The sequence below is a fragment of the Marinobacterium litorale DSM 23545 genome, assembly GCF_000428985.1.
Taxonomy (GTDB): Bacteria; Pseudomonadota; Gammaproteobacteria; order Pseudomonadales; family Balneatricaceae; genus Marinobacterium_D; species Marinobacterium_D litorale.
The window spans coordinates 119,061-131,293 of record NZ_AUAZ01000005.1 but is presented as its reverse complement, the minus strand read 5'-3'; the positions used below and the strand labels follow the sequence as shown (position 1 = coordinate 131,293).

Below are 12,233 nucleotides of genomic sequence, written 5' to 3'. Positions count from 1 at the left end.
AAAGGAAGACACAGATGTTAAAGAAAAGCTTGCTATCAATCGCCCTATCCGCTGCTGTGATGGGCTCCGTTCAGGCGGCAGCGGTCTCTGATGAGATTATCCAGGAATCGTTCTACCCCTATGCCGATGGCGTCCCCTCCTTTCCGGGGTTGGAAGTGGGTATGACCATCGATCAGTCCAACGTAGAGCAGTTCAAGGATGTGTTGGACCCGGCCATGTACATGTTCGTCAAAGAGGGGGCGACCACGGTCAAGGTTGGACCGACCACCGACTTCGCTTTGCATGACAGCTACGTAGAAGCGACTCGCCAGTACTCGGGTGATGTCACTATCGGTGAAGGCCATGGTGAGATCTCCAAGACCGTGGCCGGCCGTCCGTTCCCGCAGGAGCCGTCACTGGATGATCCCCGTGCCGGTGAGAAGCTGGCCTGGAACTACAAGTACGGTTACAACTGGGGCGACTCAGCGGCCATCATGCCGTTCTACTGGACCATGCGGGATATGGAGTCCGGGAAGAAGGAACGTACCATCAAGATGAACTTCCACTTCCTCAATTTCACACACCGGACTCAGCAGGAGCCGTACCCGGAGATCACTCCGAACCCGTCGGAACTGTTCCGGGCGATCTATGTGCAGGTACTGGAACCGTTCGATGTGAAGAACACCCAGCTGCTGATCCACCGTTTTGAAGATGACACCAAGGTGGATAACGCCTACCTGTATCTCGGGTTCCAGCGTCGTGTCCGCCGTCTCTCCTCCGGTCAGACCACGGATGCGTTCCTCGGGACCGATGTCATGATCGAGGACTTCGAGGGCTATAACGGCCGTATCTCCGACATGAAGTGGACCTATAAAGGCACCAAGTATCTGTTGATGCCTATGTACAACCACGACGAGATGACACTGGATACTGAAACTCATCAGGATGAAGATGGTTATCAGGTCATCGCTTTCGGTGGCAAGGGTGGCTGCTTCCCGGAGATCACCTACCAGCTGCGTAAGGTCTATGTGGTTGAATCCGAGCCGGTTGATCAGAACCACCCGATCAGCAAGCGTCAGCACTACATGGATGCACAGACCTTTATCATCCCCCGCAACATCACCTATGACCGCAAGGGCGAGATGTGGAAGAGCTGGACCATCGGTCAGGCCCATCCGGATCACCATCTGCCCGTCAACAAAGGTACGGGTGTAGCGATCGATGACTCCTTTACCATGATCGATGTGCAGGCGCAGCACTGCACCACCGGTCAGTTCAAGGGTATTGTCGATCCGAAACTGAGCCCGGTGGATAAGTTCACCGTGCAGAATATGCGCGCATCGGGTAACTGATCCGCGTACGGCCCTTCAGCGTTTTTATGCCCGGCAACCGCCGGGCATTTTTTATGGCCAGGACGGCCGGTCACCGGCATTTGCTCCTGCAATACCGGTATTTCCGCCATTCATGGCGGTCATCCCGCGGGTTCATGGATGCAAAAAAACCTGACAGGGCCATCAATTACGAGCCGGGGCGGGCTGTGGTACACTTCTGCTCCGATTTTTTGCCGGTCCACTCATGTCACAGCCACCTGATATCCTTAACGCACCCATCAGGCAAACCCTGGTTCGGATGACGCTGCCGATGATGCTCGGCATCGTCAGTCTGATGTTGTTCAATATCGCGGATATCTGGTTTGTGGGCCAGTTGGGCACTCAGCAACTGGCGGCACTGGCATTTACCTTCCCGGTCACCTTCTCGATCACCAGTCTGGCCATTGGCCTGGGGGTGGGTACATCCGCGACCCTGGCGCGTCTGATTGGAGCGGGGGAGGAGACCAATGCGGCGCGAATGGCCACCGATAACCTGATCATGACCACGGTCTTGATGCTGGTGATCGGCTTCGCCGGACACTGGATAATCGATCCGGTATTTAGCCTGATGGGGGCGGAGCCGGGCCTGATGCCCTATGTCCACGACTATATGACGGTCTGGTTCAGTGGTTCGGTGTTTCTGGTGCTCAACATGGTGTGTAACAGCATCTTCAGGGCGGCGGGAGATACACGCCTGTCGGGCAGTATTATGGTTGTCTCCTCCGTGCTGAATCTTGTGCTCGATCCGCTGCTGATCTTCGGTGCGGGGCCTGTCCCTGCATTGGGGATTCAAGGGGCCGCACTGGCCAGTGTGCTGGCCTGGGCAGTGACAACAAGCTTCGCAGTCTACCTGCTTTGTGTCAGACGGCAGATGCTGCTTCTGCAGTGGCCGGAACTTGGTCAGATGCTGTCGCATTGGCGCAAGGTGATGGAGATCAGTTTACCCGCTGCGCTATCCAATATGATGACGCCCTTGGCGAACGGTATTCTGACAGCCTTGGTGGCACGCCACGGGGCGGAAGCGGTGGCCGCTTATGGTGTTGGGAACCGCGTCGAGTCACTGTCGCTGTTGGTTTGTCTGGCCATGTCGATGACCCTGCCGCCATTTATCAGCCAGAATTATGGAGCCGGTCAACTTGAGCGTGTGCGCCGGGTTTACCTGGGTGCGGTACGATTTGCGCTGGTATGGCAGGGGCTTATCTTCGTACTGCTGTTCCTGTTTGCCGATCCTCTGTCCGGCCTGTTTACCGACGATCCCGAAGTGTCTCGCTGGCTCGCGTTATGGATGGTCCTGGTTCCGGCCGGTTTTGGATTTCAGGCGATTACCTTTCTTAGTGCGTCGTCATTTAATGCGTTGCATCAACCCATGCGGGCGATGCGCATCAGCCTGTTCCGTCTGTTCATCATGTACGTCCCGCTGGGTTGGCTTGGCAGTGTGCTCTTTGGTCTCGATGGCATGTTTGCGGCGCTGGTTCTCGCTAACGGAATTACCGCTTTTTTGGCCTACAGCTGGATGAGACGCTATCTGCGGCGGCTGGAATCCTGACCTTTTGATCCAAACCCTGATGTTGATGGCATCTTCTCTGTCATCACTGCGTCAAAACCCTTAATTAGACTATTTTCTCCCTGTTCAGGCGGTTGTGACTTGTGGCCCAGCCGTACTATGATCAAGGTAGTGATAGGAATTAAATACCGGCGGAAATAACAACGAATCTTACAAACCGCCGGGATGACAAGAATGACAATCAAACCGGTTTTAGCCGGTATCACATGGAAAAAGAGGGGTGCGATAATATGAGTCAGAAAGTAGCGCTTGTGACTGGCGGTACCGGTGGTTTGGGTACGGCTATCTGCCGCAGTCTGGCCGACGCGGGCTTCCGTGTCGTCGCCGGCTACAACAGCGGCGGCAATCACGATAAAGCGAAAGCCTGGCAGGAAGAGCAGAAGAAGGATGGTTACGAAATCGACGTGGCCTACGGCGATGTAACCAACGCCGAGTCCTGCGCTCAGTGTGTAGCCACCGTCAAAGAGCTGACCGGCAGCGACATCAGTGTGCTGGTCAACAACGCCGGTATCACCCGTGACGGTACCTTCAAGAAGATGAGCTGGGAGCAGTGGGATGAGGTACTCACCGCCAACCTGGACTCCATGTTCCACATGACCCGTACCGTCATCAACCCGATGCTGGATCAGGGTTACGGTCGCGTGATCAATATCTCGTCGGTAAATGCTCAGAAGGGGCAGTTCGGCCAGTGTAACTACTCGGCTGCCAAGGCCGGTATCCACGGTTTTACCAAAGCCCTGGCACAGGAAGTGGCCTCCAAAGGCGTTACCGTCAACACGGTATCGCCGGGTTACATCCTGACCGCTATGGTTGCCAAAATCGATGACGAGGTACTGCAGAAGATCGCATCCTCAATCCCGGTTAAGCGTCTGGGTACCCCGGAAGAGATTGGTCGCACGGTGTCTTTCCTGGCTGACGAGCAGTCTGGTTTTATTACCGGCGCGGATTTCTCCGTCAACGGTGGTATGCACATGTTCTAAATGGCGTTCAAGCCAGCGTAAAAACAAACCCCCGCCATGGCGGGGGTTTGTCGTTCCGGGCTACTAAAGCAGGTCGTGGTCGAGGGCTTAGCAGCAACCTGCTCTGACCAAAAGCTGTTCAAAGCGCTGACGCTGCTGCGGAAATACGCTGTTGAAGGAGAGGGTCTGCCACTCCAGCTCCAACGCGATAACATCGGCTCGGGTTGGGTTTTGCTGATGCTCTTCCAGTGCCTGTTGCAACCGGTGCATCTGATATTCCATACGCCGCGCCTGCTCCTCTTCGGGGGAGGGTTGTCCCAACAGTATCTCAAGGCGGATGCATAGCTCCAGGATGCTTTGCTCGCTTTGCGCCAGTTCTTGCTCCAGTTGAGTGCTGTCGTTGAGTACCTCTTCGATCACATCCACACGTTTGCAGAGCTGATCGCGCCAGGGCTGACTGACGTTACCGGTTGCACCCCGAATCGCATCCAGCAGCTGCTCCAGCATGGCGGTTTCGCCTTTGAGTACAGCGTTTTCCGCACGATCAAGCATGCCGGCTGCGCTGATAAAACGCTCGAATGCCTCTTTGCTTACGGGTGACTCGCCCGCGCTTAGTGCGATGGGCTCCAGCCTGGGGGCCGGTCGCTTCAGGCGTGCAAACAGCGTATCGCAATGCTCCCTGAAGCGCTGCCACAGGGCGCGCTCCTGGCTTCGAAACGCAGGTCCGACCTCTTTCCAGCGTCGTTGCAGTGCTTTGGCCTGCTCCGTCGCCTCGGCCAGATCCTCCATCTCGGTGAGCTGGGCGGCTTCTTCGATCAACTGCTCTTTCAGGTCGGCACAGCGCTGATGCCACTCCTTGAGGCGCGCATCGAGCGTACGGATGGACTGGTTAAAGCGTTGCTGAACCACTTTGCCCGGGGCCCGGTCCACTGGAGTGAACCCTTTCCATTCGCGCTTGGCGGTATGGCAGATCTGCTCTATCGCGGGCCAGTCGGCCTGTGACCAATCCACCGATTCAAGAAAAGTTTCCAGCTGCTGACAGATCTCTTCGCGCTGCGCCAGGTTCTGTTGCCGTTGCTGCCTGAGTGCGGAGAAGTGCACCTCACAGGGCGCGTAAGCCGTCTCTCCGGCACTGTGGAAGCGCTGCCAGAGCTTCTGCGAGTGAACGGCTGACGTGGCATCCAGCGCTTTCCACTCCTTCTGCAGTTCACGGATTCGGTTTGCCAGAGCCTGCGCGGGCATATCGGCACCGATCAGTGCCTCCATCTCCTCGCAGAGCGTCTCTTTTTTGCCATTGACGGCGAACCCCTGCCAGTCCTTCATCTCTTGCAGTTGTGCCGACAGGGTTTTGAACTGTTGCTCCAGTGCGTTGGGTGCACTGCCATTGAGACGTTTGAGCTGCTCACCTGCGTGGTCTCGATGGCGCAGTGCTATCCGGATCTCGCCCTGTCCTATGGCCTGGTCGAAGGCCTGCAGGTCCGCTTCAAGCTCATCTACTTTCTGATTCGCGGCAGCCCTGCGCTGCGCCGCCTTCTGTTCCGATGCCTTCAGGTGGCTCAGGGCGCGCTCAAGCAGCGAGGGCCTGGGCGTCGTATCGGGCCACTGTATATCAGCGAGCAGCTTTTTCAGAGCCGCACGGTCGGTGTGCTCGGGATCTGTTTCAATCAGCCGCTCTAGTGCTTCGTGCTGTTCCTGTAGTTGCTCACAGGCGCAAAGCAAAGCCTGTGCCTGCCGCACATAGTGCGGGAGTTCCGCGCCGCATGGACGTACGGCGATCAACTGCTCGGCTTCATTAATTTGAGCGCTCAGTTCGGTGATGAACTGCTGGTCCGGATCTGTTGTGTTGAGCTGCGTGCGCAACGCCTCGCCGCACTGTTCGCAAGCTTTTTGATGTTCCGCTGCAGCCTGTGCTTCGGCCTCAGTGCGCTCCTGCTCGGCTTGAACTTGCAGCAATATCTCTTCGGCCTGGCTCAGCCTGGCCTGGAACTGAGCCTGAATATGTTCCGGTGCCGCCGGTAGTCTGTCCCAGTCACGTTTGATCACCTCAAGCCGAGCCCGGTAATGCTGGCGGTCCTGAGTCGTCACCAGGTTCGTCAGTGCCTCAAGCAGTGTATCGCGCTTCTCAGCCTGCTCCTGCTGCAGACGCTCGGCCTCCCGGTAGCGGTTTAGCCGATCACGCGCGATCCGGTGCACGGCCTTGTCGCTGCCGCGGGTATCGCGCACCAGTTGCTCGAGTATGGCAATGTCGTCCATCCGCTCCGCCGCTTCGCGGCGCAATGCGGCAGTGGAGCCCTGAGTGGCCAACTGATGTAACGCGCCGGCGGAGTTGATCTGTCTGACCAGGAGGGAGTGCAGGTTTTGGTCGGTCTCGTAGATCGCCAGTCGAGAGCAGGCCGCCTCATCCAACCGGCTAATCCAGTGAGCGACTTCGTCGTCCGGTAGGGCCGCGAATTGACGGGCGATCAATGAGGCAGCCAGGCGTCGGATCTGGTCCGACTCTTCACGGCCGAGTACCTGGATAAGCAGCTCCAGGTCCTGAACTTTACCCAGTGCCGCTTCTCTGACCTGGCTGCTGCCGTCATCCAGTAGCAGTGTACGCAGAATGTTCCGGTGCTCCGGCCGGTCGGTGCTCAGGCGAGTAACAGCGCGAACACGGACATCAGGGCTGGGGTGGCGCCATTTGGGCTTGAACAGGTTTGCAAACATCAATCACCACAAGCCGGCGCGGTGCGCCTGGCTACTAAGTCTGAATTCCGGATATCCGGGCTCATTGATATCAACTGAAATCCCGATATCGACGGATTTGTGATCCGGCCCGTTTTTGACACCGTTGCGTCATTCCAGGCCCGGTAAGCATCCGGATCCGGTTCGCCGTGTGGGCGATGATCGGGAGCTGTTTCCTGAGCCCGGTTTTGGGCGGGCACTTATTCTACCGGCCAGTGTCGATGCAGGGAAAGCCTTGACAGGCCGGAAATTTAAAGGCGGTTGCGGTTGAGATCAGCAGGGACGCAGCTCAACCTCTCCATCTACATAGACCCAACGCCCATCATCCTTACGAAAGCGGGATACTTCATGCAGGATCGCCTTCTGTGGCCCCGACTCGAAACGGGCTTCAAACTCCACCACACCATCGGTGTCATCTGCCAGACCCTTACGGGTGGAAAGTATTTTCAGACCAGTCCAAGTGGTGACCTGTATCTGTTCGGCAAGCAGCTCGGCTTCACCGGGCTGGCGTTTCTCCTTGGCCTGGGTATCGATAAGATAGTCGATAGCACCCAGTGCGAATGCACAGTAGCGAGAGCGCATCAGTGCCTCGGCAGTGGGGGCTGGCTGTGTACCCTGCAGGGCCGGTTCACAGCATTCGCGGAATACTTTGCCCGAACCGCAGGGGCAAGTCTGATCACTGTTGAGCTGGTCCTGAAACATGCGTGTCTTCCCGTTCAGTGGTAGTGTTAGCCGCAACCGGTATGGCTACAGGCTTACCTGAGTGATTCCCCATTATACATGACAGGCACTGACGGATAGGGCATGGCGAAAACAGTCCCCGAGACTTTCTACTGGCACGACTACGAAACCTTTGGCACTGACCCGCGTCGGGATCGCCCGGTGCAGTTCGCGGGCGTACGTACCGATGCCGATTTCAATATTATTGGAGAGCCGTTGGTCATCTATGCCAGCCCCTCGGAGGATGTGCTACCCAATCCCCAGGCGTGCTTGGTGACCGGGATTACCCCCCAGAAAGCGATTGGCGAGGGTGTCTGCGAAGCGGAGTTTATCCGTCAGATCCATCAAGAGTTGTCCCAGCCCGGAACCTGTGCGGTGGGTTACAACAGTATCCGCTTTGACGATGAGGTCACCCGCAACACCCTCTATCGTAACTTCTACGATCCCTATGCGCGGGAGTGGCAAAACGGCTGCTCACGCTGGGACATTATCGATATGTTAAGACTGACCCGGGCACTGCGACCACAGGGCATCGAGTGGCCTCTGTACGAAGACGGAACACCGAGTCTGCGGCTGGAAGACCTGACCCGGGCCAACGGTCTGGCCCACGAGCAGGCCCATGATGCGTTATCCGATGTCTACGCAACGATCGCAATGGCGAAGCTGGTCCGTGAACGTCAGCCCAAGCTGTACGAGTTCGTGCTCAACAATCGGGGCAAACGAGCCATTCAGTCCAGGCTGGATGTGGCCAACATGAAGCCCTTTCTGCATATCTCCTCCAAGTACCCGGTGCAGTGGGGGAATGCGGCGGTGGTGGCTCCTTTAAGCTGGCACCCGGTCAACCGTAACGCGGCCGCGGTGTGGGATCTGCGCGTTGATCCAACGCCTCTGCTTGAGCTGCCGGTGGAACAGATACGTGAACAGCTCTATACACGGCATGATCAGCGTCCAGCCGGTGCACCGGAGATCGCACTCAAGTTGCTGCATACCAATCGTTGCCCCATTGTGGCCCCGGCCGGCATGTTGAACAGTGAAGAAGCGGCACGGTTGAACATTGATGGCGATACCTGCCGTCGCCACCTGGCACTGCTGCGAGCTGAACCGGGTTTGAAGGAAAAGCTCGATCAGCTCTATAGCGAAGATGCGCCGCCGGCCGATGGTGATCCGGATCATATGTTGTACTCCGGGGGCTTTTTCTCCGATCACGATAAGTCATTGATGGAGCAAGTTCGGGAAGCCCCACCCGAAGCCCTGGAGTTCATAGAACTGCCGTTTCAGGACCCCAGACTGGAAGAGATGCTGATTCGTTACAAAGCGCGTAACTACCCGCACACCTTGCGTGAAGAGGAGCATCAGCGTTGGGAGGAGTACCGCTCGCGGAAGTTGCTTGGTGACGATAATCATGGTTATCTGACCATCCCGGCCTATTATGACGAGCTCAATCGTCTGGTTCAGCAGCCTGATATCACTGACCGGGATCGAATGATACTGGAAGAGCTGGCGCTTTATGCGGAATCGATCTACCCACTTGAAATCTAAGTGCTTGCGACTGACCGCTATCGCTTCATTGTGGTTGGCGTCGGGAGCGTATGCGCTGTCGGAGAATTCGATCGATTACCGTGTGGTGACACCATCAGCTGAACCGGAGCCACCACCGGTCACCGTGGTGTACCCATCGGGCACGACACCGGTTTTTACGGTATCCGCGGGTCAGCCCAAGCTGACCGGTGAAAACCAGGTATTTGCCAAAATCCAGGAAGACCGCGCCGAAGGTTTATGTGGCCCGGGCACGCCCTGTGATTTCGAGGTTGAGACCGGTGAGAATGAGAGCAGCGCACCGGACACCCAGTCCGAGGCCCCCCCGGGCGGCGAAGCACCGCCCGAAGGTTTTGGCCGTCAGCGCGAAGTTATTGAAATGTAATCTGCCCGGTCAGCTGCCGGGCACATACTGACCCTGTTCTTTCAGTGATTCCATGATTGCGCCGTTATCGGCCGCCCCTGCCAGCGTTTCTTTCTGACTGAAGCTGCGAACCGCCAGTGAGCGTGTGCGAAGCTGCCTGAACCGGGACTGCAGGTCCTCCCGTGTTATCTGTTTGACCGCTTCGGTTAGTCGCTCACGGGTGTCGAAATCGGCGTTATCCCGGTCCAGCTCGGTCCAGAACCGTGATGTCCGATCACCCAATGTATCCTCTGGCTGATTAAGCCGGGAGATCAGGCTTTGGCGGAAGGCGTTTAACCTGGCTTCATCCATCTCTTTCAATTCGCCTTCGGTGGAATCAAGGAAGGTGTTGTAGGCGCTTTCGAGCTGCAATGGGTCAGCCACCGGTGACTGGCTTACCAGCACCAGACCCGGGACCTCCCGTATCGGCATAGAGCTGGCGAACACCACGTATCCCAACTGCTGCTCGGTACGCAGGCGGTTGTAGAATGGTGTTGAGATAATCTCCGCCAGCAGCGCAACTTCAGCACGGGTGGTTATGCGGGTGTTCTCACCCTGCATATAGAGATTCAGCGATGCGTCATCATGCTCGATATCCAGGGTTTTGTATAGCCGTTCCCCCGGTGGCAGCTGGACGACCGGAAGCTGGGGCGGCGTTGACTTTCCATCCCTGAGCAACAGACCCCGGGCGGCGGCCTGCGCCATCTCCTGCGCCTGCTCCTGACGCAGGTTGCCATGAGCCAATACCCGCAGGTAGCCATCTTTTCGCACCCGTTGGATATGGGTCTGAAGTGCATCCAGATCGATCGATGCCAGTGCCGCCAACTTCTCCTGCTGGGTCCATTGAGGCAGCAGGGCGTTGTACAAACCGTCGAATGTCTGGTTATAGGGTTTTTCCTTGGCGGAGTTGGCCAGCTCTTCGGCCAGCTCCTGTTTCATACGCTGAAAACGGGCTTCGGAGTGGGGGGGCTCGGTCATTGCCGTAATCAATGTATCCAGCAGTCGGCTCTGTCGCTCGCTGTAGCCGGAGAGGCGAAGGCTCAGCCCCTGAAGATGGGCGTAGAGGTTGGCCGACATGCCGGCCAGGCTGGCGTCGTACAGCGTTTCGTTTAGACGGTCACTGACCATGCGCGCGTAGAGTTGGCTCATTACCGAGGCACGGGCATCCGCATTAGCGCTCTGGCTCAGCAGCGCCAGGCGAACGTTGGCACGGGGCTGCTCGAAACTGGTGTCCTGCAGATACCAGAGCTCTGCGCTGTCGGCGTGCCAGACTTTGGCCGGAACGCTGTCGGCGGCTTCAGGCTTAGCCACCAGTGACAGGTCATGGGCGATAAACGGGTTGGGGCCACGCACATACAGGCCCGGCAGATCCTCAGGTGTTTTCCAGTCGGCCAGACGATGGGGGGCGACGGGTGCCAGTTGGTAGTCGATTTTGTATCGCGGTGTGGACTTGGCCGTCTCAAGAGTCGGTGCGGCGCGCATCAGGACCATATTGTCGGGTACTAGAAAGCCGAGGTAGTCCTGAATCAATTCGGGGTTAAACGCATCATAGCGATAGGGCGCATCGAGCAGGTGGGCCTCCGGGTAGTAGGGCATCCGCGAAGACATACCCATTACCTCGTGGATCGGTTCGCGCGGTTCGCGGAAACGGAAATCGGTTTCGGCCAGCAGCGCCTCCTCCTCATAGATCGACTGGCGTATCCCGTTGTCGCGCAGCTCATCGATAAAGGCGAAAACAGCGTCTACCACCGCATCGCTTTCCTTCAGTCCGGTTTCGGTCAGCTCTATGTTGATATCAAAGGTGGCGCCTTCTTCAAGCTCGATACCGGCGGAAGCACCGAGTGCCCGGGCCCAACCCTTCTCCTTGAGCAGGCTGAGCAGGCTGCCTTTGCCTTCGTAGCCGATCAGGCTGGCCAGATAGCGTACCGGCTTTTCGCGCCAGTGATCGCGGATAGCGGGGATCGGAAAGGTCAAACGCAGTTGACGGGTTTGCATCAGCGTTTTTACGTCCAGCGCCAGAGGCAGGCTTTCAGCGCGGTACAGGGGCACTTCAGTGGTGATCTTGGGCAGGTCGCGGTCCGGCACCGCGGAGAACGTATCCGTGACCAGCTCGCGCAACCTGTCCAGTGGCTGAGGTCCGATAACAGCCAGAGTCATGCGGTTGGCACTGTAGTGGCTTTGGTAAAAATCGATCAGATCCTGACGGATGGCGGCATCGGTTGTGTTGGACAAGGTTTCGAGGTTGCCGACGGCAAACTGGCTATAGGGATGCTCAGGGTTCATGGCCAGTTTGCTGGCCACATAGAGACGGCGGCCATCATCGCGGATCTTGGCACGAAACTCCGACTCGACCGCATTGCGCTCGCGGTCCACGTATTCGGGTGTGAACAGGGGCGCGATAAAAAACTGGGCAAAGCGGTCCAGGGCGCCGGGCAGGGCATCGGCTTTTACATCGAAGAAGTAGTTGGTGTGCTCAAACGCGGTGTAGGCGTTGTGGCTGCCACCGTTGGCGCTGATAAAGCCCTGGTAGGCATCGGCCTGCGGATATTTCTCGGTACCCAGAAACAGCATGTGCTCCAGAAAGTGAGCCAGCCCTTCGCGGCCCGGTGGGTTGTCGCGACTGCCGGCTTGGATATTCATGGAGGCGGCGGCTTTACTGGCCTGTGGGTCGGAGATCACCACCACCTGAAGCCGGTTGGGTAGCTCAAACGCATCATACTGTCGCGTATCCGAGGGGCTTTGGATCAAAGCCGCCTGAACAAGGGTCGCGGTCAGAGTCAGCATGACTCCAAGCAGGAGCTGAAATGGACGCAGTGCGGTCGCTGTTGGCATCGAGTTCTATCTCTCCTCAGGCAAATCTGATGTCGATGTGACCCTTCCCGGTCGCGTTGGGTTCCCGGATCCGCCTGATTGTACGGTAAATCAGTGCGGGCGGATGCGCCCACCGGCAACAGCCGATACAATCCCGGGTAGTCGGT

At 57.6% G+C, this 12,233-nt stretch carries 8 protein-coding genes; 5 read left to right on the top strand and 3 right to left on the bottom strand.

Features of this window, described 5'->3' with window-relative positions; all coding sequences use genetic code 11:
- Window positions 1-14: 14 nt before the first annotated feature.
- The 3 genes from G403_RS0106135 to phbB all read left to right on the top strand — a co-directional run bounded on the left by G403_RS0106135 (window position 15) and on the right by phbB (window position 3,893).
- On the top strand, window positions 15-1,331 hold the full coding sequence (locus tag G403_RS0106135) for a DUF1329 domain-containing protein (RefSeq protein WP_027853213.1): 1,317 nt from the start codon (window positions 15-17) through the stop codon (window positions 1,329-1,331).
- A gap of 223 nt (window positions 1,332-1,554) precedes the next feature.
- The gene (locus G403_RS0106130) at window positions 1,555-2,895 is read left to right on the top strand and encodes an MATE family efflux transporter (RefSeq protein ID WP_027853212.1); all 1,341 of its coding nucleotides are present in this window, start codon (window positions 1,555-1,557) and stop codon (window positions 2,893-2,895) included.
- 248 nt (window positions 2,896-3,143) lie between these two features.
- Window positions 3,144-3,893, top strand: a complete 750-nt coding sequence (phbB, locus tag G403_RS0106125; RefSeq protein WP_027853211.1) for an acetoacetyl-CoA reductase — start codon at window positions 3,144-3,146, stop codon at window positions 3,891-3,893.
- Between the two features lie 87 nt (window positions 3,894-3,980).
- Here phbB and G403_RS0106120 read toward each other — a convergent pair whose 3' ends face one another.
- Both G403_RS0106120 and G403_RS0106115 read right to left on the bottom strand, forming a co-directional pair.
- Window positions 3,981-6,578, bottom strand: a complete 2,598-nt coding sequence (locus tag G403_RS0106120; protein WP_027853210.1) for a DUF349 domain-containing protein — start codon at window positions 6,576-6,578, stop codon at window positions 3,981-3,983.
- 291 nt (window positions 6,579-6,869) lie between these two features.
- The gene (locus G403_RS0106115) at window positions 6,870-7,298 is read right to left on the bottom strand and encodes a YchJ family protein (protein ID WP_027853209.1); all 429 of its coding nucleotides are present in this window, start codon (window positions 7,296-7,298) and stop codon (window positions 6,870-6,872) included.
- Between the two features lie 102 nt (window positions 7,299-7,400).
- On the opposite strand from G403_RS0106115, the gene sbcB reads away from it, so the two are divergent.
- Both sbcB and G403_RS0106105 read left to right on the top strand, forming a co-directional pair.
- A complete protein-coding gene (sbcB, locus tag G403_RS0106110) occupies window positions 7,401-8,855 on the top strand; it encodes an exodeoxyribonuclease I (protein WP_027853208.1) in 1,455 nt (484 codons plus the stop codon).
- Complete coding sequence (locus G403_RS0106105; protein ID WP_156899648.1) at window positions 8,845-9,237, top strand: hypothetical protein; 393 nt, start codon at window positions 8,845-8,847, stop codon at window positions 9,235-9,237. Before sbcB ends, G403_RS0106105 begins: the two co-directional genes overlap by 11 nt.
- Window positions 9,238-9,246: 9 nt before the next feature.
- Here G403_RS0106105 and G403_RS22385 read toward each other — a convergent pair whose 3' ends face one another.
- Window positions 9,247-12,087: an insulinase family protein gene (locus tag G403_RS22385; RefSeq protein ID WP_036232765.1), complete on the bottom strand. Its 2,841-nt coding sequence runs from the start codon at window positions 12,085-12,087 to the stop codon at window positions 9,247-9,249.
- Window positions 12,088-12,233: the final 146 nt, after the last annotated feature.

Coding starts and splice junctions, on each gene's coding strand:
- G403_RS0106135 (WP_027853213.1), top strand. CDS start 15: ATGTTAAAGAAAAGCTTGCTATCAATCGCCCTATCCGCTGCTGTGATG.
- G403_RS0106130 (WP_027853212.1), top strand. CDS start 1,555: ATGTCACAGCCACCTGATATCCTTAACGCACCCATCAGGCAAACCCTG.
- phbB (WP_027853211.1), top strand. CDS start 3,144: ATGAGTCAGAAAGTAGCGCTTGTGACTGGCGGTACCGGTGGTTTGGGT.
- G403_RS0106120 (WP_027853210.1), bottom strand. CDS start 6,578: ATGTTTGCAAACCTGTTCAAGCCCAAATGGCGCCACCCCAGCCCTGAT.
- G403_RS0106115 (WP_027853209.1), bottom strand. CDS start 7,298: ATGTTTCAGGACCAGCTCAACAGTGATCAGACTTGCCCCTGCGGTTCG.
- sbcB (WP_027853208.1), top strand. CDS start 7,401: ATGGCGAAAACAGTCCCCGAGACTTTCTACTGGCACGACTACGAAACC.
- G403_RS22385 (WP_036232765.1), bottom strand. CDS start 12,087: ATGCCAACAGCGACCGCACTGCGTCCATTTCAGCTCCTGCTTGGAGTC.